This window comes from Candidatus Pelagibacter bacterium nBUS_27, assembly GCF_051200985.1.
In the GTDB taxonomy this organism is placed as follows: Bacteria; Pseudomonadota; Alphaproteobacteria; order Pelagibacterales; family Pelagibacteraceae; genus Pelagibacter.
Genome location: NZ_CP172845.1, coordinates 834,232 through 854,068, shown reverse-complemented (window position 1 = coordinate 854,068; position 19,837 = coordinate 834,232). Strand labels below are relative to the sequence as shown.

Annotated in this window: 19 protein-coding genes; 12 read left to right on the top strand and 7 right to left on the bottom strand. The window is 27.4% G+C overall.

Annotated features, from left to right (window positions below; translation table 11 throughout):
- Positions 1 to 8: 8 nt before the first annotated feature.
- The 3 genes from ACIJYG_RS04685 to aspS are packed head-to-tail and all read left to right on the top strand — an operon-like array spanning position 9 to position 3,532.
- Entirely contained in the window at positions 9 to 1,088 is a 1,080-nt protein-coding gene (locus ACIJYG_RS04685; protein ID WP_435095661.1) for a hypothetical protein, read from the top strand.
- Positions 1,085 to 1,747, top strand: coding sequence for a DNA replication protein (locus ACIJYG_RS04680; protein WP_435095658.1), 663 nt, complete (start codon positions 1,085 to 1,087; stop codon positions 1,745 to 1,747). The genes ACIJYG_RS04685 and ACIJYG_RS04680 overlap by 4 nt, the downstream gene beginning before the upstream one ends.
- Positions 1,748 to 3,532: an aspartate--tRNA ligase gene (aspS, locus tag ACIJYG_RS04675; RefSeq protein ID WP_435095655.1), complete on the top strand. Its 1,785-nt coding sequence runs from the start codon at positions 1,748 to 1,750 to the stop codon at positions 3,530 to 3,532.
- A 2-nt stretch (positions 3,533 to 3,534) separates the two neighbouring features.
- On the opposite strand, the gene ACIJYG_RS04670 is transcribed toward aspS, so the two are convergent.
- Positions 3,535 to 4,359 carry a ribonucleotide reductase gene (locus tag ACIJYG_RS04670; protein ID WP_435095652.1) on the bottom strand — a complete coding sequence of 275 codons (825 nt, stop codon included), beginning with the start codon at positions 4,357 to 4,359 and terminating at the stop codon, positions 3,535 to 3,537.
- 114 nt (positions 4,360 to 4,473) lie between these two features.
- On the opposite strand from ACIJYG_RS04670, the gene ACIJYG_RS04665 reads away from it, so the two are divergent.
- Positions 4,474 to 4,833, top strand: coding sequence for an NADH-ubiquinone oxidoreductase subunit NDUFA12 family protein (locus ACIJYG_RS04665; protein WP_435095649.1), 360 nt, complete (start codon positions 4,474 to 4,476; stop codon positions 4,831 to 4,833).
- Positions 4,796 to 5,200, top strand: coding sequence for a DUF2155 domain-containing protein (locus ACIJYG_RS04660; protein ID WP_435095646.1), 405 nt, complete (start codon positions 4,796 to 4,798; stop codon positions 5,198 to 5,200). The genes ACIJYG_RS04665 and ACIJYG_RS04660 overlap by 38 nt, the downstream gene beginning before the upstream one ends.
- On the opposite strand, the gene accC is transcribed toward ACIJYG_RS04660, so the two are convergent.
- Genes accC through aroQ form a run of 3 tightly spaced genes read right to left on the bottom strand, consistent with a single transcriptional unit; the run spans position 5,197 to position 7,410 of the window.
- Entirely contained in the window at positions 5,197 to 6,534 is a 1,338-nt protein-coding gene (gene accC, locus ACIJYG_RS04655; protein WP_435095643.1) for an acetyl-CoA carboxylase biotin carboxylase subunit, read from the bottom strand. The two genes, ACIJYG_RS04660 and accC, sit on opposite strands and share 4 nt — an antisense overlap.
- 4 nt (positions 6,535 to 6,538) lie before the next feature.
- Positions 6,539 to 6,973, bottom strand: coding sequence for an acetyl-CoA carboxylase biotin carboxyl carrier protein (locus ACIJYG_RS04650; RefSeq protein WP_435095640.1), 435 nt, complete (start codon positions 6,971 to 6,973; stop codon positions 6,539 to 6,541).
- Positions 6,970 to 7,410, bottom strand: a complete 441-nt coding sequence (aroQ, locus tag ACIJYG_RS04645; RefSeq protein WP_435095637.1) for a type II 3-dehydroquinate dehydratase — start codon at positions 7,408 to 7,410, stop codon at positions 6,970 to 6,972. Before aroQ ends, ACIJYG_RS04650 begins: the two co-directional genes overlap by 4 nt.
- A gap of 16 nt (positions 7,411 to 7,426) precedes the next feature.
- Here aroQ and thiS point away from each other — a divergent pair, with 16 nt between their 5' ends.
- Both thiS and ACIJYG_RS04635 read left to right on the top strand, forming a co-directional pair.
- Positions 7,427 to 7,645 carry a sulfur carrier protein ThiS gene (thiS, locus tag ACIJYG_RS04640; RefSeq protein WP_435095634.1) on the top strand — a complete coding sequence of 73 codons (219 nt, stop codon included), beginning with the start codon at positions 7,427 to 7,429 and terminating at the stop codon, positions 7,643 to 7,645.
- Positions 7,646 to 8,422 carry a thiazole synthase gene (locus tag ACIJYG_RS04635; protein ID WP_435095631.1) on the top strand — a complete coding sequence of 259 codons (777 nt, stop codon included), beginning with the start codon at positions 7,646 to 7,648 and terminating at the stop codon, positions 8,420 to 8,422. It abuts the gene before it with no gap.
- Here the strand turns inward: ACIJYG_RS04635 and ACIJYG_RS04630 are convergent.
- Positions 8,415 to 10,241 carry an Rne/Rng family ribonuclease gene (locus ACIJYG_RS04630; protein WP_435095628.1) on the bottom strand — a complete coding sequence of 609 codons (1,827 nt, stop codon included), beginning with the start codon at positions 10,239 to 10,241 and terminating at the stop codon, positions 8,415 to 8,417. The two genes, ACIJYG_RS04635 and ACIJYG_RS04630, sit on opposite strands and share 8 nt — an antisense overlap.
- 104 nt (positions 10,242 to 10,345) lie before the next feature.
- Between ACIJYG_RS04630 and ACIJYG_RS04625 the strand changes: the two genes are divergently transcribed.
- From ACIJYG_RS04625 to ACIJYG_RS04615, 3 genes are all read left to right on the top strand, one after another.
- Complete coding sequence (locus tag ACIJYG_RS04625; protein WP_435095625.1) at positions 10,346 to 12,682, top strand: penicillin-binding protein 1A; 2,337 nt, start codon at positions 10,346 to 10,348, stop codon at positions 12,680 to 12,682.
- A 63-nt stretch (positions 12,683 to 12,745) separates the two neighbouring features.
- A complete protein-coding gene (prfB, locus tag ACIJYG_RS04620) occupies positions 12,746 to 13,777 on the top strand; it encodes a peptide chain release factor 2 (RefSeq protein ID WP_435098859.1) in 1,032 nt (343 codons plus the stop codon).
- A complete protein-coding gene (locus tag ACIJYG_RS04615; RefSeq protein ID WP_435095622.1) occupies positions 13,774 to 16,197 on the top strand; it encodes a hypothetical protein in 2,424 nt (807 codons plus the stop codon). The genes prfB and ACIJYG_RS04615 overlap by 4 nt, the downstream gene beginning before the upstream one ends.
- Here the strand turns inward: ACIJYG_RS04615 and tyrS are convergent.
- Positions 16,194 to 17,423 (bottom strand): tyrosine--tRNA ligase, encoded by a 1,230-nt coding sequence (gene tyrS, locus ACIJYG_RS04610; protein ID WP_435095619.1) that lies wholly within the window; start codon positions 17,421 to 17,423, stop codon positions 16,194 to 16,196. The genes ACIJYG_RS04615 and tyrS overlap by 4 nt on opposite strands.
- A 47-nt stretch (positions 17,424 to 17,470) precedes the next feature.
- Here tyrS and ACIJYG_RS04605 point away from each other — a divergent pair, with 47 nt between their 5' ends.
- Positions 17,471 to 18,619 (top strand): anhydro-N-acetylmuramic acid kinase, encoded by a 1,149-nt coding sequence (locus ACIJYG_RS04605; protein ID WP_435095616.1) that lies wholly within the window; start codon positions 17,471 to 17,473, stop codon positions 18,617 to 18,619.
- Here ACIJYG_RS04605 and ACIJYG_RS04600 read toward each other — a convergent pair.
- Positions 18,616 to 19,260, bottom strand: coding sequence for an alpha/beta hydrolase (locus tag ACIJYG_RS04600; protein WP_435089263.1), 645 nt, complete (start codon positions 19,258 to 19,260; stop codon positions 18,616 to 18,618). The genes ACIJYG_RS04605 and ACIJYG_RS04600 overlap by 4 nt on opposite strands.
- A gap of 149 nt (positions 19,261 to 19,409) precedes the next feature.
- On the opposite strand from ACIJYG_RS04600, the gene ACIJYG_RS04595 reads away from it, so the two are divergent.
- Positions 19,410 to 19,835, top strand: a complete 426-nt coding sequence (locus ACIJYG_RS04595) for an Rrf2 family transcriptional regulator (protein WP_435087588.1) — start codon at positions 19,410 to 19,412, stop codon at positions 19,833 to 19,835.
- The last annotated feature ends 2 nt before the right edge of the window (positions 19,836 to 19,837 follow it).

Sequence of the window (19,837 nt, the reverse complement as noted above, 5' to 3'; positions counted from 1 at the left end):
TATGTTTTATGAAATTTAATATTAAACTTTTTAATTATAAAAGATTATATATTCTTTTTTGCTTACTTGCTTTGTTAAATATTTTTTTTTCCACAGAAAACATTCAAGCAAAGACTTTCTCAATCAATGATATAGAAATATCAACTCCTTTTGAGATTAATTTTGATAAAAACAAGATAATTGACGAAGGTTTTGCGCAGGCATTTAATAGGTTGGTTTTATCCATATTGCAAACACAAGATCAAAAAAAACTAAGCAAAACACCAATTGGTTTAATCAAAAGTATGATTGAAACTTTTTCAATTCAAGAGGAAAAATTTATTAATGAAGTTTATTATTTATCTTTAAATGTATCATTTAATAAAAAAAAAATATTAAATTTAATGGAAAAAAAAAATATCTTCCCATCTCTTCCAGTTGAAAAAAAAATATTTTTTTTACCAATCTTAGTAGATAAAAACAAAGATGAAATTTTAATTTTTTCTGAAAATTATATTTTTAATAACTGGAATTTTAATAACCAAAAATATCATTTATTAAGATATGTTTTACCCACTGAAGATCTAGATGATTTTAATTCAATAAAAAGATATTCAAAAATCTTGGAAAGTTATAATTTTAGTGAAATTATAAAAAAATATAATCTTGATGATTATATTATATCAATCATCTATAAAGAAAATAATGCAATTAAAGTTTTAAATAAAATAAACTTTAATCAAGAAGAAGATCTTAAAAATATTAGTTTTCAAAATCTTAATATAGATAATTATAAAGAAGCAGATAAATTAATTGAAAACTTAAAAAGTATTTATGAAAATTATTGGAAGAGTAAAAATGAAATTAATACATCGATAAAGATATCTTTAACTATTTCAATTAATAACAATGACAATTCAGAAATTTCAAAGTTTGAAGAAATATTAGACAATACAGATTTGATATACGATTATCATATTTTTAAATTAAACAATAAAGATAATTTTTATAAAATTACATTTAATGGATCACCAGGTTACTTTCTTAAAATTATGAAAAATAAGAATTATGAATTTGATATTCAAAATCAAATTTGGGTAGTTAAATGAGTGATTTAAATCAATTAATATTAAATTTTGATTATGATCAAAATTTTAAAGATCAAGATTTTTATGTTTCAAAAAGCAATGAGTTTGCATTTAAATTATTAAATAGTTGGCCCAAGTGGGAAAAAAATTTTGTAAATTTAATTGGAGAAAATTTTTCTGGCAAAACTCATTTAGTCAATATCTTTTTACATAAGTTTAAAGGAATTAAGATAGAGGCTAGTGAAATCAATAATGAATTTCTAAAAAAAATTAAAGTCTTTGAAAATATAATTATTGAAAATTTTAATGATAAAATTGATGAAAATTTATTATTCACTTTAATTAATATTGTTGATCAGGACAATAAATATTTAATTTTAACTTCGAAAACTCCTCTTGTTGAGCACTCCTTTAATTTAAGTGATTTAAATTCAAGATCAAAAAATTTTTTATTGTGTAATATTGAGAAACCAGGAGATGATTTGATGTTTGCGCTTATATTAAAAAACTTATCTGATCGCCAAATATCTATAGATAAGAAATTAGTTGATTTTATTATTAAAAGAATTGATAGATCGTATGGCAAAATTTTTGATTTCATATATAAAATCGACAAAATTAGTTTAAAACGAAAAAAACCAATCGATTTTAAAATTATAAAAGAAGCCTTAGGAGAATAATTGAATAAATATAGATCACATAATTGTAATGAATTGAGAAAAGATGATTTAGATAAAGACATTTCAATCTCTGGGTGGATTAATAAAAAAAGAGATCATGGGAACCTTTTATTTATTGACCTCAGAGATAACTACGGAATTACCCAATGTATTATAGATAAAGAAAATAAAAATTTTTTAGATTTAGAAAAAACTCAACTTGAAACTGTCATAAAAGTAAGTGGAAAAGTTGTTAGCCGTTCTGATGAGACGATTAATAATGAGATTGAAACTGGTGAAATTGAAGTTGTTATAAATGAATTTGAAATATTGGGAACTTGCAAAGAATTACCAATGCCAGTTTTTAGCGACCAAGAATATGCTGAAGAAATAAGATTAAAATATAGATTTTTAGATTTAAGAAGAAAAAAAATTCATGAAAATATAATCTTAAGATCAAAAGTGATTTCATATATTAGAAATGAAATGACTAAACTTGGTTTTTTAGAATTTCAAACACCAATTTTAACCTCATCAAGTCCAGAAGGTGCGAGAGATTTTTTAGTTCCAAGTAGACTTAACCCTGGAAAATTTTATGCATTACCACAAGCACCTCAACAATTTAAACAATTAATAATGGTCTCTGGTTTTGATAAATATTTTCAAATTGCTCCTTGTTTTAGAGATGAAGATGCTAGAGCTGATAGAAGTCCAGGGGAATTTTATCAATTAGATTTAGAGATGTCTTTTGTGGAACAAGAAGATGTTTTTAATGTTGTTGAAACTTTAATGGTTAATACTTTTAAGAAATTCTCAAATAAAAAACTCTTGTACGATAAATTTCCAAAAATTTCATATGCTGATGCAATGTTAAATTATGGAAGTGACAAGCCTGATTTAAGAAACCCATTACTTATAAATGATATTACGGAAATATTTACTAGAGAAGATGTGTCGTTTGAGATATTTAAAAAACTTGTAAAATCTGGTTCAAAAGTCAGATGTATTTCAACTAAAAATACAAAAGATAAACCTAGAAGCTTTTTTGACAATATTGATAAATGGGCGAAAGACCAGGGTGCTTCTGGATTGGCATATTTTACTTTTGAAAAAGAAGACCAACTTTCAGCTAAAGGTCCGATTGGAAAGTTTTTTTCACATGAAGCTTTAGAAGAAATTATGAAACAAACTAACTCAGAAGTAGGTGATAGTATTTTCATGGCATGCGGAAAGCAAAATGATCTAGAAAAAATTACCTCACTTGCAAGAGATAAAATAGCTAAAGATCTAGATTTAATTGACGATGATGTTTTTGCATTTTGTTGGATTGTTGATTATCCAATGTTTGAGAAAGATGAAATAACTAACAAAATTGAATTTAGTCATAATCCATTTTCTATGCCACAGGGAAATTTAAATGAAGAAAATTTTGAAAAACCCTTAGATATATTAGCTTATCAATACGATATTGTCTGCAATGGTATTGAACTTTCTTCTGGTGCGATAAGAAACCATAAGCCAGAACTTATGTACAAACTTTTTTCAATAGCTGGTTACGATAAAAATCAAGTTGATGAAAAATTTAGTGGTATGATAAATGCATTGAGTTATGGAGCTCCACCTCATGGAGGAATAGCTCCTGGTATTGATAGAATAGTAATGTTGCTAGCGAATGAAAAAAATATAAGAGAAGTAACAATGTTCCCAATGAACCAAAATGCACAAGACTTAATGATGAAAGCTCCATCTGACGTAAGCGAGGACCAATTAAAAGAACTTGGTATTGCTATAAAAAATAAGAAATAAAATTATTTTTTACCTTTTAAGCTTATTTTAACATCTGAAAGATCTACTAAATTTTTTTTATAATTATTTCTTACAAAACCTTTGCTGGTTATATCTTTTACAATTTTTAATAATTGGTTTTGGTCCTCAGATTGATTTTCTTCATTTGTAGCTGACTCGCTTCCTCCAATTGAAGGTGTATGAGCCAGATCTTCTCTATTTTGATATGATATTGCTAATTCTCTAAAAATATAATCTAGTATTGAACTTGCACTTAGTATTCTGTCATTACCATGCACTTTTCCAGATGGCTCAAATTTTGTGCCAACAAATGCACTAATGAACTCATCAAGTGGCACACCATATTGAAGTCCTAATGATACAGCGATTGCAAAATTGTTCATTAGAGCTTTTACTAATTCTCCTTCTTTGCTTGTATCAATGAAAATTTCTCCTATTTTGCCATCCTCATACTCGCCAGTATGTAGATAAACTTTATGATCTCCAATAGTCGCTTTCTGAATGTAACCTTTTCTTCTATCTGGCATTCCAAATCTTTTACCACCTCTTTCAGATGATTTATTGAAGTTTGCAATAATGTTTTCTTTATTTCCCGTGCTAGCTTGGTTTACCTCAGCTACGACTTCTGCCTTTTTACTTTCAATGACTTTATTATTATTTGGATCAAGACTTTTTGTTTTACGATTATCAAGTTTTACGTCTAGTACCTCGAATTTTCCATCATCTCTTTTTTCAAGGTTTTTTAACTCTGTTTCATTTATATCATCCAAGTAATGATTAACTTTAAACGTACATGTGTAGTAAGTCTCAACTAAATATTTTGCCATTTAACTCCAATTTAAATTTTAATTTGAATATTGAATCAATTAATTTATATACATATTCATATTTTAGTCTAATTTAAATTATACAATTTTTAATTGAATAAATAAAAATATTTTATGTTGACACTTTTAAAAAAAATTTTCACTTGGTGGAATCAAGATACCTTTGGTACTAGATTAAAAACAATTTTTTTTGGAAAATTAGTTGGTAGTGATGAGCTTGGTAACAAATATTATGAAAATAAAAATGGAAAGAGATGGGTTATTTATGCAAACACTATCGATGCCTCTAAAATACCAGTTGAATGGTACTCTTGGATGCATTTTACACCTAATAAAATAGAAAAAACGCATGAACTTAAAAAATATGATTGGCAAAAACCTCATCAATCTAATTTAACTGGCACTGAAAAAGCTTATTATCCAAACAAAGATAAAGATGGAATCAAAAAGAAATATTCTAGCTGGAAACAATAAATTTAATTTTTATCTTTTTATTTTAGTTTGTTTTTTTTTAATAAATCACTCATTTGCAAAAGATAACACCGAAGGTGTTTTTACAGATTTAAAAATTTTAGATAAAATTAGTTCAAAAAATAGCTTAGTAAAATTGAAAAATGGAGAACTAATTACATTTAAAGATCTCTCTATAAAAAGTTTAAAGTGTAAAAATTCAGAATTTGACGATAATCCTGAAATTACCGCCTATATACAAGTTAAAGATCTAACTGATGAAAATAATAATGAGGTATTCGTATTTAATGGCTGGATGTTTTCCTCAAGTCCATCAATTACTCCATTTGATCATCCAGTATACGATGTTTGGCTTGTTAAATGCTATTAGACTATAGTATCTTTATCTAACCAGCTTACGTTAAAATCAGAATTAATAAATTTTTTATGACTAAGTAGTTTTTTATGTAGAGGAATAGTTGTGGTAATTCCTTCTATAACAAATTCATCTAGAGACCTGTTCATTCTTTGAATTGCCTCAGTCCTATTTCTTCCATGACAGATCAGTTTGCACACCATGCTATCATAATAAGGAGTAACCTTATATCCTTGAAAAATAGCCCCATCTACTCTTGTTCTGAAACCAGATGGTTGATGACACATACCTATAGTGCCAGGGGATGGTTGAAAGTTTTTGCTAGCATCTTCTGCATTTATCCTACATTCAATTGCATGACCTCTTGGGTTAATATCGCTTTGTTTGAGAGCTGTTTCTCCAGAAAAAGCAATCCAAATCTGTTCTTTTATTATGTCAATACCAGTTACCATTTCTGTTACAGGGTGTTCAACTTGAACTCTTGTATTCATCTCCAGAAAATAAAATTTTCCATCTTCGTAAATAAATTCTACAGTTCCAGCACCCAAATAACCAATTTTTTTAACCATCTTCACAGTTCTTTCGAATAAATCTTTTCTTATTTCATCATTAAGAACTGGACTCGGTGTTTCCTCAATTAATTTTTGGTGTCTTCTTTGAACTGAACAATCTCTTTCATGAAGATGAACAACATTATTTTTACCAGCTAAAATTTGTACCTCTATATGTCTTGGATTTTGAAAAAACTTTTCAATATATACTTCATCATTACCAAAGTATTTTTGAGCTTCTGATTTTGCAGTAGAAAACAAAGTTTCGAATTCTTCTTCTTTGTAAACAATTTTCATACCTTTTCCACCACCACCACCCGAAGCTTTAATTAAAACAGGAAATCCAATTGTTTTACATAGTTCTTTAGCTTGAGCTATATCAGTAACACCTCCCTCAGAACCTTCAATTACTGGTAAACCATTCTCTTTAGCAATTCTCTTTGCTTGAATTTTGTCACCCATCATTTCAATATGTTTTGATGATGCACCAATAAAACTTATTTTATTTTCTTCAAGAATTTTTGCAAAACTAGCATTTTCAGATAAAAATCCATAACCAGGATGTACCGCATCAGCATTAGTAAGCTCAATTGCTGACATTAAATTAGGAATATTTAAATAACTATTTGCAGGTTGGTGAGATCCAATGCATACACTTTCATCAGCCATTCTCACATGCATACTTTCTCTATCAACATCGGAATGAACAGCTACAGTTGGAATTCCCCATTCTTTACAAGCTCTAATAATTCTAACTGCAATTTCCCCACGGTTTGCAATTAAGATTTTTTTAAACATTATTTTACTCTAGAATAATAATGGTTTGACCAAACTCAACAGGATGACCGTCTTCAACACAAATTTCTTTTACAATACCATCTGCTGTTGAAGGCACATGGTTCATTGTTTTCATCGCTTCAACTATCATTATAGTGTCACCTTTTTTAATTTTTTTACCAACTTCAACAAATTTTTTCGCACCAGGTTCTGGAGCGTGGTAGGCGGTACCAATAATTGGTGAGGTAATTTCAGTACCTGATTTTATATTTGGTTTCTCAGCAACTTTTTCATTTCCAGTTTGTGCACTTGCTGTTGTAATGACTGGCTGATTGCTAATAGATACATTGTTCTTAGAAACTTTAATTTTAGTATCTTTTTCAGTAATTTCAATCTCAGTGAGATTGAACTCATCCAAATAATCACTTAATTCTTTTATAATACTTTTATCTATTTTCATTTTTTTAAGATCTTTTCTATTGAAATTATGGCTAAAATATAACCCTCAACTCCTAAACCAAAAATTCCTCCTGTTGCTACATCACTTATAAGAGATTTATGCCTAAATTCCTCTCTTTTATAAATATTTGATATATGAAGTTCAATTATTGGCTTTTTAAATAAATCAAGAGCATCTCTGATTGCAACTGAAGTATGCGTAAAACCTGCAGCATTAATAATCATACCATCATATTTTTTTCTAGCATTTTGAATTAAATCTACAATTTCTCCCTCAATATTTGATTGAACAAACTCTAATTCTAAATCAATCTCATTTGATTTTTTTAAACAGCTTTCTTTTAATTGCTTAAAGGTAGTTGAGCCATATTGTGATTGTTCTCTTTCACCTAATAGATTAAGATTTGGACCATTAATAATAATAATTTTATTATTCATTCAACACTTATATACGATGAAAAAAATAAAAAAAATAGAAATTAAAGTAAATGGTAAATTAAGATTTATTTCTGATAATTTTAAAATTTCAGATTTAGTAAAAGATCTAAAAATCCCGTTAAAAAAAGTGGCAATTGAACTTAATCGAGAGATAATAGATAAAAAAAATATTAGTAAAATTAGTATAAAAAAGAATGATAAAATTGAAATAGTTCATTTTATTGGAGGGGGTTAAATGAAAAATGATAAAATAATTATTGCAAATAAAAAATTTAATTCCCGATTAATTGTTGGCACTGGCAAATACAAAAATATGTCAGAATGTGCAAAAGCAATTAAACTTTCTGGAGCTGAAATTGTAACTGTTGCAGTTAGAAGGGTAAATATAACTGATAAAAAAAAACCACTTCTTATGGATTATGTTGATCCAAAAAAAATTACTTATTTACCAAATACAGCGGGATGTTTTACTTCAGAGGAAGCTTTAAGAACGCTTCGGCTAGCTAGGGAAATTGGTGGTTGGAAATTAGTTAAATTAGAAGTTTTAGGTGATAAGCAAAATTTATTTCCTGATATGATTGAAACTCTAAAATCAACAGAGGTTTTAGCTAAGGAAGGTTTTAAGGTCATGGTTTATTGCAACGATGATCCATTAATGGTGAAACGATTAGAAAACTCAGGTGCAGATGCGATCATGCCGTTAGCCGCACCTATTGGTTCGGGCTTGGGCATTCAAAATAAAACAAATATTCAAATTATTAGGCAGCAGACAAAGTTACCATTAATTATAGATGCTGGTTTAGGCCAAGCATCAGACGCAACGATTGCTATGGAGCTAGGGTGTGATGGTGTTTTAGTTAACACTGCTATTGCTAAAGCAAAAAAACCATTTGATATGGCGCTTGCATTTAAAAATGCTGTGATTGCTGGCAGACAATCTTTTTTAGCTGGACGTATCAATAAATATTTATACGGAAATGCATCTTCACCAAAAACAGGAATTATTAAATAGCTACTGCTTTTTTTACAAACTTTTTTTTGAAATAAGGTTTCTTTTTAAAAGGTTTTTTGTGAAATTTTTTAGTTTCTTTCTTATCAATAATCTTGTCTTCTTTAATCTGTATTTCTAAGTTTTTTAATTTTTCAAAATGCTCGATGAGTTCAATTGTTTTTTTTGATTTATTTTGAATATTAATAATATACTCTGGAATAATAAGAGTTGGATCGCTAACAATATCTATTGTCATTTTATTTTTCTTTTCAAAATAAGTTAAATCATCAACAAAATTCTCTTTTAAAAAATCAGAAATTTTCTCACATACCTTAAGCTCAACAAATTTAGCTTTATTAATTACTGCTTTTAATTCAACAGTTTTTAGTAATTTTTGAGCAAATGACTCGTCTGTTAGAGTTACTTTCCATTTAATTGCACTTTCCCTTAACCTTTGTCTAGACATCTCAAGAAGACCAAAATTACTTATTCTTCCAATTTGGATCCTTGCTCTATCAGTTCTACATTTTTCTTTAAGTTTCCTTTCAACCAATCTTCTATTTCCATAACTAAGCATATCAATGAAGTCGATTATAATTAGACCAGATAAATCTCTTATTTTAATTTGCCTTGCAATTTCTTCAGCTGCTTCAATATTTGTGTCTAATGCAGTGCTCTCAACATTTTTACCTTTAATTGAGCTTCCAGAATTTATATCGATTGATACAAGTGCTTCGGTAGGGTTAATTACTAAATATCCTCCTGATTTAAGTTTTATCTCTGAGTCAAATATTTGGTTCAATTTTTGTTCAATATTTTCTTCAATAAATAGAGGAACCTTACCTCTATATTTCTTTACTTTTTTAACACTGGATGGCATGATCATTTTCATAAAGGTTTGTGCTTTTTTATAACCTTCGTTACCTTCAACTATTATATTTTGAGTACTTTCATCAAACATATCTCTTAAAGTTCTTTTTATAATTTCACTTTCTTGGTGAATTAATGATGGAGCTATAGAATTGATCGCAGTATCTTTAATCTGACTCCATGTTTTGATTAGAGTTTCTAAATCATTATTAATTTCATTTTTAGTTTTATTGCTACCTGCTGTTCTTACAATTAATCCCATTTCTTTTGGAATTTCAATTTCATTTAAAATAGTTCTTATTTTTTTTCTATCTGCTGGATTAAATATTTTACGAGATATTCCACCACCTTTTGGAGTATTTGGCATTAAGACAATATATTTTCCAGCAATTGAAATAAACGTGCTTAGTGCTGCACCTTTTTGTCCACGCTCATCTTTGATAACTTGTACCAAAATAACTTGATTTGGTTTTATAACTTCCTGTATTTTATATCTTTTAAATTTAAATCTAGTCTCTTTCTTTATAACTTTTTCCTCATTTGAATTTTTTTTTTCATCAAGACCATTGTCATTTTCCTCTGAGGGGTCTTTTTCAATATTAATAGGGTCATCCATTTCAAGTTTCCCGTCAGCAATATTTTCTTCCTCCTTAGCCTCAACTTCCTTAGAAAGTTCTTCTCTAGCTTTTTCCTCTTCTTCTTTAATTCTATCTAAATCTGCTTTAGGTATTTGGTAATAATCTGATTGAATATCATTAAAAGATAGAAACCCATGTCTATCTCGTCCAAAATCAATAAATGCAGCCTGAAGGGATGGTTCTATTCTGCTAACTTTACCTAAATATATATTATTTTTTATTAAATTGTTCTTTAAACCTTCGTACTCGTAGTCTTCAATATTGTCATCTGATTTAAGAACAACTCTAGTTTCATTAGGATGCGATGCATCGATATATAAATTTTTTTCCATAATTGTTTATTTGATTGATTCATTTAATATTTTAATTGTTTATAAAATTTTGTTTATTTGTAATGCCTTATCTTTAACAAATTCCAAGATATAATGGAAACAAAATGAATAAATTTATAAAAAATACTCTATTTGTTTCATTATCTATTCTTTTTTTGTTGAGTATTTTGATATTTGGAATTTTATGGTCTTATTCAAACAATATTCCTGATTATAGATTTCTTAAAAACTACAAACCACCTGTATCAAGCAAAGTATACTCAGGCGATGGGGACCTTGTTGCAGATTTTTCAAAAGAAAAAAGAATATTTGTTCCATTTAACTCAATTCCAAAAAATGTAGTTAATTCCTTCTTATCAGCTGAGGATAAAAATTTTTTCTCTCACCCAGGTGTGGATGCAAAAGGAGTTTTAAGAGCAGTGATTAACAATATTTCTAACATAATTTCATCAAAAAGACTTGAGGGTGCTTCGACAATAACCCAACAAGTAGCTAAAAATTTTTTATTATCGAATGAGGTTAGTCTTAACAGAAAAATTAAAGAGGCAATTTTAGCATTTAGAATAGAAAGAGCACTATCAAAACAAAGAATTTTAGAATTATACTTAAATCAAATTTATCTTGGAAGCGGTGCATATGGTGTTGCTGCAGCAAGTTTACAATACTTTGACAAATCTATAAAAGATTTAGACTATAGTGAGGCAGCTCTTTTAGCTGCCCTTCCAAAGGCACCAAGTAAATATAACCCATATCGAGATATTGAGTTAGCTAAATTTAGAAGAAATTTAGTTTTAAAAAACTTGTTAGAAAACAAATATATAGATTTAAAAAAATACAATTATCTAAAAGATAAAAAAATTGATTTAAATAAATCAAAAAAAGTCTTCTTAGAGGATGCTCAATATTATATTGAAGATGTTCGAAAAAATGTAATCGAAACTTTAACTTATGATAAGGTTTACAAACAAGGTTTTAATATTAACACACCAATAAATTTAGAATTTCAAAAAATAGCAACTGAAACACTTAGAGATGGGTTAATATCCTATGATAAAAGAAAAGGTTGGAGGGGAGCGTTAACAAATAAAAATTATTCAAAAAATTGGAATAAGGATCTTGAGAAGTATAATTTAGAAGACTCAATTAATTGGAAATTAGCAATTATTAAAAAATTAAATAAATTTTCAGTAAATATTGAAACTGAAGATGAATTAAATGGAAAAATTGAATTTAAAGATATTTCTTGGACAAAAAAAGAGTTCGATCAATTATTTAAAGTTGGAGACATAGTTTATGTAAAAAAAGTTGGTGTTAAAAGTTATAGTTTGAAACAATTGCCAAATGTCAATGGTGGAATAGTTGTTATGGATCCTTATACAGGTCGAGTATTGGCTTTAAGTGGTGGCTTCAGTTTTAAAAAAAGTGAATTTAATAGAGCAACTCAAGCCTTTAGACAACCTGGTTCAGCTTTCAAACCATTTGTTTATGCTCTGGCTCTTGAAAATAATTATACCCCAACAACCTTAATTTTGGATGCTCCTATTGTTTTAGATCAAGGAGAAGACCTTAAAAGGTGGAAACCAGAAAATTATGGAAAAAAATTTTATGGACCTTCAACTTTGAGAATTGGTTTAGAAAAATCAAGAAATTTGATGACTGTCAGAATAGCTCAAGATTTAGGTGTAAAAAAGATTGTAAATTTTTCAAAAAATCTAGGTATATACGATAATCCTGAAGAACTTTTATCCATTTCACTTGGATCTACTGAAACAACTTTGTTAAAACTAACCTCAGCTTATTCAGTATTTGTTAATGGAGGTAAACTTGTTGACCCAATTTTAATTGACAGGATTCAAGATAGTGAAGGAAAAACTATTTTTAATAATGATAAAAGAAAATGTATTAATTGTGATCAAATTTCTTACTTAGGAAAAGAATATCCAATTGTAAAAGATAATTATAAAAAAATTTTTTCTCCTCAAACATCTTATCAGATGACTTCAATACTTGAAGGGGTTGTTCAAAGAGGAACAGCTAAAAAATTAAGAGATCTGGAGTTAAACATTGCGGGAAAAACTGGCACTACTAATAAAAATACTGATACTTGGTTTATTGGATATACTTCTAATTTATTAATTGGTGTTTATGTTGGTTTAGATAATCCCTCACCCTTAGGAAAGTATGAAACTGGTTCAAAAACAGCTTTACCTATTTTTAAAGAATTTATTAAAAAAACAGTTAATAAATCAGATGCAAGACCATTCAAAGCAGCAGAGGGGACGGTAATGATGGTGGTTGATCCAAATACTGGTCAAAAAGCAAAATTTAATTCTAAAAATACCATAATTGAAGTCTATAAAAAACAAAATGTGATTGAAGGAAAAGTTTTATATTCAAATAATGATAGATTAGATGCTAATAATATATTAAAATTTTACTAATGGATGATAAATATCAAGATTATAAAAAAGAAATAGAAAAAATTAACTCAAGAGTTAAGGAGTATCTTTGAAAAAAATAATATTCATTCAAAACTTGAAGCATTAAACTCTAAAATGTTAGAAGCTAATTTCTGGCAAGATAAAGACAATTCAAAAAAAGTAATTAAAGAAAAGAAATTATTTGAGGACCTGTTAAACACTTATAAAATTTCAATTGAAAAGCTATCAGATTTAGATGATTTAAGTGAGTTAGCCTTAGAAGAAAAAAACGAGTCTGTGCAAAAAGAAGTATTACAAAATATTAAAGAACTAAGAACTTTAGTAAAGAAAAATGAAGTTAAGTGTTTTTTATCAAATGAAGCAGATTCTCTTGATTGTTACATAGAAATACACGCGGGCGCAGGTGGCACCGAAAGTCAAGATTGGGCAGAAATGTTGAGAAGAATGTACTTAAAATGGGCAGACCAAAAAAATTTTAAATCAAACTTAATTAGTGAACATAAAGGAGATGAAGCTGGTATTAAATCATCAACAATTAAAGTTGAAGGTGATTATGTTTTTGGTTGGCTTAAAAAAGAGTCTGGGATCCATAGATTGGTTAGAATATCACCATTTGATTCTGGAGCGAGACGACACACAAGTTTTGCAAGTATATGGGTATATCCAGTAGTTGATGAAAATATCAATATTGAAATTATTGAAAAAGATTTAAGAATTGACACATATCGATCTAGTGGAGCAGGTGGCCAGCATGTAAATACAACAGATAGTGCTGTAAGAATTACTCACATACCATCTAAAATTGTTGTTCAATGTCAAAATGAAAGATCTCAACATAAAAATAAAGAAACATGCATGAACATGCTAAAAGCAAGATTATATGATTATGAAATTAAAAAAAAAGAACAAGAAAATCAAAACACAGAAAATTCTAAATCTGAAATTGGATGGGGGCACCAAATTAGATCATATGTTTTACAACCGTACAGACTTGTGAAAGATAATAGAACAAATTTTGAAAGCACGAGCCCAGATAAAGTTTTAGATGGAGATTTAGATGAATTTTTAGAACAATCTTTGTATCAAATTAAATGAGTAAAAAAATATTAAGATATATATCTATAGTAGTAGGAATTTTTATTTTATTAATAATTTATTTGAGCACTATTGGTATCGAGACAGAAAAATTTAATAAACAAATCCAAGATCTTGTAAAGCAAAAAAATAATAAATTTGATACTAGTTTAAAAAAAATAAAACTTACCTTAGACCCATTAAATTTTAAGTTTAATGCAAAAACAATAGACACTAAAATAATTTTTAAAGATAAGATAATTGAGCTTGAATATATAAAAACCCGAGTATCATTAAATTCATTAATTAAAAGTCAATTAGTTACATCCAAAATAGAAATATCAACTAAACCAATTTTGCTTAAAAATTTTGTATCATTTATAAGATCAATAAATAATAGACCTGAATTATTTTTTTTAGAGCAATTTATAAAGAAAGGATATTTAATAGCTGATTTAGAATTCAATTTTGATGAGTTTGGTCAGCTCCAAGAAGATTATAAAGTTAATGGATTACTAAAAGATGGTAAAATAAGTTTATTTAAAAAAAATGAATTAGAAAAAATAAATTTTCTTTTTAATATTACAGGAAATAATTTTAATTTTAGAGATATTAGTTTTGATACAAATAATATTAATTTTTTATCTAAGAAACTAAATATTAAAAAAAATGAAAAAGTTTATTCGCTTGAAGGCAACATAAGAAATAAAAATTCTTCTTTAAACGAAAAATTACTTAAAATAATAAAATTAAAATATCCTCAATTTAATCTAATTAACACAAGCTTTGAGTCAGATAATAATTTTTCTTTTAATATTAATGATCAGCTAAAAGTTGATAATTTGGAAATCAATTCAAACATTTTAATTGATAGTTCTCAGTTTAAAAAAGATAATTTAATTAGTAAGAATTTCGTCGAAATTAATGACTTAATTGATTTAAAAGATCATGAGATAAAAGCTAATTATGCCAATAAGAAATTATCAATTGAAGGAAAGGGGCAGGTTAAACTTCAAAATAAATTTGAATTTATTGATTATGAAATAACAAATAACGGTCCTGATTTAAATTTAGTATCAAATATTCAATTAAGTGAATTAGATATTAAAAACCAAAATTTAATCAAAGATTATTTACCTAAAACTAATGAAATCTTAAACCTAAAAGATCATAAAATTGAATTAAATTATAAAGGTAATGATTTATCACTGAAAGGTTCAGGAAAAATTAAGTTAGAGAAAGAATTGAATAAAATAGAATATTTTTTTTCAACAAAAGATAAAAAATATAATTTTGAAACTAATTTAGAAATTAATGACACACCTTTAAATATAGATTTTATTAATTATACAAAAAATAAAAACTTAAATTCTCAATTAAAAATAAATGGAAGCTATACAAAAAAATTTGGATTTGATTTTAAAAAAATTAGTTTTTTATCAAAGAATAACAGCTTAATAATTGATGATTTAATTATAGATGAGAAAAATAAAATAGTGAAAGTAGATAAAATTGACTCAGATTATTTTGATAATAGAGACAAGAAAAACAAATTTACATTTAGTAGAACTAAAAATAATGATTATGAGCTAAATGGATCATTATTTAATGCTGATAGTCTGATTACGAGTTTGTTAAAAAGTAAAGATGATCAACAACTAAATCTTTTTAAAGAAAATATAGATATCACACTTAATTTTTCCAATGTTTATCTTGATAATGATAGTATTGTTAAAAATTTAAGTGGTAAACTTCGAATTGTTGATAACAAAGTAGCTCAAGCTAATATATCAGCACTATATGATGATAGTGAAAATTTAACATTTACAATAAAAACCAAAGATGGTGAAAAAATTACCACTCTATTTTCATCTAGGGCCAAGCCACTTGTAAAAAGATATAAATTCATAAAAGGTTTCGAAGATAGTAATGAAGGTTATTTAGATTTTTATTCCTCAAAAAAGAATGGCACTTCAAATTCAAAATTGATTATAGATAATTTTAAAGTCAAAGAAATTCCTGCATTGGCAAAGTTACTTGCCCTTGCTTCTCTTCAAGGGATGGCAGATTTACTAACAGGAGAAGGTATTAGATTTACAGATTTTGAAATGAATTTTACAAACAAAAATGAACTTATGACTATTAAAGAGTTGTACGCAATTGGGCCAGCAATATCTATTTTAATTGAAGGTTATATTGATAAAAATGATATAGTTAGTTTAAGAGGAACATTGGTTCCAGCGACTACAATTAATAGATCCATTGCTTCAATTCCATTAATTGGAGATTTGCTTATTGGAAAGAAAGCTGGTGAAGGTGTTTTTGGAGTAAGTTTTAAAGTAAAAGGTCCTCCACAAAAACTTGAAACAACTGTAAATCCAATAAAAACATTAACTCCAAGGTTTATAACTAGAACGCTAGAAAAGATTAAAAAAAACTAATCTAATTCAATTTTTAAATGTCTTTTTTTTCCAATAGAAAGTTTAAGGTAGTTTTTATTAAAAAATTCACTTGTAATAATTAACTTCTCATTGGAAATAACTTTATCATTAATTTTTACTGCATTACCTTTAATTAATCTTCTTATTTCACTTTTGGATTTTTCTAATTTAGAAAGAATAATTAGATCAATTATATCAAATTTATTATTCATATTTTTGGAATTAATCTTGATAGATGGTGAACTTGATCCAAGTGAATTACCTGAAAATGCTTCTTTAGCAGCTTGTTCTGAATTTTTAGCAGCATCTTCACCATGAAGCATAGTGGTTGTTTCATTAGCTAAAATTATTTTTAAATCATTGATATTATCATTTTCAATTTTCTTAATATCTTCCATTTTCATATCAGTAAAATTTTTTAAAAATTTTATAACATCTCTATCATCTGTGTTTCTCCAAAATTGCCAATAGTCATAAGCTGAAAAAAATTTTTCATCCAACCAAATTGCTCCATTTTCAGATTTTCCCATTTTAGCTCCTGTGGCCAGAGTAATTAAGGGGGTCGTTAGACCATAACTTTGTTTATTTGAATATCTTTTGATAAGCTCAACACCGTTAACAATATTTCCCCATTGATCTGAGCCACCTATTTGTAAGACACAATTTTCTTTTTTGTTTAGTTCTAAAAAATCATAAGCTTGTAAAATCATATAATTAAATTCCATGTAGCTTAAAGATTGCTCTCTATCTAATCTTAATTTTACACTATCAAAAGTTAGCATTCTATTAATTGTAAAATGTTTACCTATGTCCCGAAGAAAAGAGATATAATTCAAATTTTTAAGCCATGTATAGTTATTTACAAATATAGGTTTTGTTTCTGGGTCGTTGTTGTCTAAAAATTTTTTTAGTATATTTTTTATATTCTTAATATTTTTTTCAATTTCTTCTTCACTTAGTATTTTTCTTGTTTTATCTTTTCCAGAAGGGTCACCAATTCTTGTTGTGCCTCCACCCAGTAGCACAATCGGTCTATGCCCATTTTTTTGTAACAATCTAAGACACATGATTTGTAATAGGCTGCCAACATGTAAGCTTTCAGCAGTGCAATCAAATCCGATGTAAGCTTTAATTTTTTCCTTGTCCATTAAGCTGGACAATTCATCTTCATTTGTACATTGATAGAAGAATCCTCTATCTTTAAATTCTTTTAAAAATTTATTCATAAGCTTATAGTTACACAATATACAAATTTTTATTAAAAAGAATATCAATGAAAAATAAATTATATACAGCTATTGGGTTGATGAGTGGAACTTCAATGGATGGCGTTGATGTATCATTGATTAGATCAGATGGATTTAATCAATTTACCAATGTTTTAGATGAATATTTTGAATATAATGAAAATTTACATCAACAATTAATTAAATTAAGAAATTTAATTTTAAGCAGTAATGATTTGAAGCTGTACTCTTCTAGATTAAACGAGCTTGAAAGAGAAATTACTATATTTCACAGTAAAATTGTTAGTGAGATGTCATTAAAATATCAAGATGAGATTGATTTTGTTGGTTTTCATGGGCAAACAATTTTTCATAATCCTGAGCAAAAGATTTCAAAACAATTAGGAGATGGAAGGTTAATGTCCCAATTAGTTAAAAAAAAAGTTATTTATGATTTTAGGCAAGAAGATCTAGCGAATAAAGGCCAAGGCGCTCCGTTAACACCTATTTTTCATAACTTATTGTCTAAAAGAATAAATGAAAAATTCCAAATAAATTTTCCTCTTTGCTTTCTTAATATTGGAGGAATTTCTAATATTACTAAGATAATTAAAAAAGATGAAAAATTAGAAGAGAACTTAGAAGCTTTTGATTCAGGTCCCGGTAATTGTATGATTGACGAATGGGTAAGAAAAAATTCAAAAAATAATTTTGATGAGAATGGTTCAATTGCAAAATCTGGTAAAATTGATCAATTAATTTTAAATCAAGTAATTGATAACTTCAAAATAGATAGTTTTGATAAATCCTTAGATGTTAAAGATTTTGATATTTCATTTGCAAGAGGATTATCATTAGAAGATGGTTGCGCAACAATAACAAATTTTACTGCCTATCTAATAGCAAAAGGTATTGAACATGCTAATGGAAACAATATTAAACCAATAAAATATTTAGTTTGCGGTGGAGGGAGAAAAAATACTTTTCTTATCCAAAGTGTTAAAGATTATTTATTTCACAAACAAAATATAAGTTTAAACTCTATTGATGATTATAATTTAAATGGAGATTTTATCGAGTCACAAGCATTTGGTTATCTTGCAATTAGATCATTTTTAAATTTACCAATATCATATCCAGAAACTACTGGTTGTGAATTACCTACAGTAGGTGGCAAGTTAGTTAAAAACTTTTAGTAAAGAGCAGTTTCTTTTTTTATATATTTATCAAGATTTGTGATTAAAGATTCTTCTGTTTTTGAAAAAAAATGATTTGCTTCAGGGACAGATTGAAATTCTACTTTAATACCTTTTTGAGCACTTAATCTTTTGTCTAGTTCAGTAATATATTCTAAAGGGACTAATTCATCTTTTTTACCATAAATCATCAGTCCAGAGGTAGGGCATGGTGATAAAAAAGAAAAGTCATAAACATTTGGTTGAGGAGAGATTGCAATAAATCTATTTATTTCTGGTCTTCTCATTAATAGTTGCATGGCAATTAATGAGCCAAAAGAAAATCCAGATACCCAACATTGTGAGTTGTCAAAATTTTCTCTTTCAAGCCAGTCTAATGCAGCAGCTGCATCTGCAAGTTCACCTTGTCCGTTATCAAACTCACCATCACTTTTACCAACACCTCTAAAATTTACTCTACATACTGAAAAATCATTATCCATAAATGTATGAAAAGTATCTACCACAACTTTGTTGTTCATGGTTCCTCCATATTGAGGATGTGGCTGTAACACTAGTGCAATTGGAGATGTATTTTTTTTACTCTTATAGTATTTTGCTTCTAGTCTTCCAGCGGGACCTGGAATAAATATTTCTAAAATTTTATTATCCATATGCGATATTGATTATTATTCTCAAAAAAAAACTACGTTTATCATAAGTGAGCGACAATATGTTAGTTTTTTTAGACCAATATATACTTGACCATTTTAGTCAGGTATGTTTAAAACGCACAATTTTAAAGGGTAATATGAAATTAACATCAAAGAGTAGATATGCAGTAATGGCTTTAGCAGATTTAGCCAGGTTTGATGGCATTAATCCTGTATCGCTAAGAGACATTTCTTTGCGCCAGGGCATATCTCTGGATTATTTGGAGCAAATTTTTTCTAAATTAAAAAAAAATCAAATTGTTCAAAGTACCAGGGGAACACAAGGTGGTTATGTGCTTTCTAAAAAACCGAACGAGATAAAGCTTACCAATATTTTTCATGCAGTCGATGAAAAGGTAAAAACTGTTCAATGTAAAAAAGAGTCAAAAAAAGGCTGTAATGGTAAAACCACAAAATGCTCTACTCACAATCTTTGGGATGAGTTGGAAACACATATTAACAGTTTTTTTGAAAAGAAAAGTTTAGAGGATTTATTAAAAGATAATAACAATCAAAGTAATTAAAA

Excerpts from the sequence above, each read along its gene's own strand:
- ACIJYG_RS04635 (WP_435095631.1), top strand. The coding sequence starts at position 7,646 with ATGAAAAATGATAAAATAATTATTGCAAATAAAAAATTTAATTCCCGA.
- ACIJYG_RS04650 (WP_435095640.1), bottom strand. The coding sequence starts at position 6,973 with ATGAAAATAGATAAAAGTATTATAAAAGAATTAAGTGATTATTTGGAT.
- ACIJYG_RS04680 (WP_435095658.1), top strand. The coding sequence starts at position 1,085 with ATGAGTGATTTAAATCAATTAATATTAAATTTTGATTATGATCAAAAT.
- ACIJYG_RS04615 (WP_435095622.1), top strand. The coding sequence starts at position 13,774 with ATGAGTAAAAAAATATTAAGATATATATCTATAGTAGTAGGAATTTTT.
- ACIJYG_RS04665 (WP_435095649.1), top strand. The coding sequence starts at position 4,474 with ATGTTGACACTTTTAAAAAAAATTTTCACTTGGTGGAATCAAGATACC.
- ACIJYG_RS04660 (WP_435095646.1), top strand. The coding sequence starts at position 4,796 with ATGGAATCAAAAAGAAATATTCTAGCTGGAAACAATAAATTTAATTTT.
- ACIJYG_RS04685 (WP_435095661.1), top strand. The coding sequence starts at position 9 with ATGAAATTTAATATTAAACTTTTTAATTATAAAAGATTATATATTCTT.
- accC (WP_435095643.1), bottom strand. The coding sequence starts at position 6,534 with ATGTTTAAAAAAATCTTAATTGCAAACCGTGGGGAAATTGCAGTTAGA.
- ACIJYG_RS04605 (WP_435095616.1), top strand. The coding sequence starts at position 17,471 with ATGAAAAATAAATTATATACAGCTATTGGGTTGATGAGTGGAACTTCA.
- tyrS (WP_435095619.1), bottom strand. The coding sequence starts at position 17,423 with ATGAATAAATTTTTAAAAGAATTTAAAGATAGAGGATTCTTCTATCAA.
- thiS (WP_435095634.1), top strand. The coding sequence starts at position 7,427 with ATGAAAAAAATAAAAAAAATAGAAATTAAAGTAAATGGTAAATTAAGA.
- ACIJYG_RS04625 (WP_435095625.1), top strand. The coding sequence starts at position 10,346 with ATGAATAAATTTATAAAAAATACTCTATTTGTTTCATTATCTATTCTT.
- ACIJYG_RS04670 (WP_435095652.1), bottom strand. The coding sequence starts at position 4,359 with ATGGCAAAATATTTAGTTGAGACTTACTACACATGTACGTTTAAAGTT.
- aroQ (WP_435095637.1), bottom strand. The coding sequence starts at position 7,410 with ATGAATAATAAAATTATTATTATTAATGGTCCAAATCTTAATCTATTA.
- ACIJYG_RS04595 (WP_435087588.1), top strand. The coding sequence starts at position 19,410 with ATGAAATTAACATCAAAGAGTAGATATGCAGTAATGGCTTTAGCAGAT.
- ACIJYG_RS04630 (WP_435095628.1), bottom strand. The coding sequence starts at position 10,241 with ATGGAAAAAAATTTATATATCGATGCATCGCATCCTAATGAAACTAGA.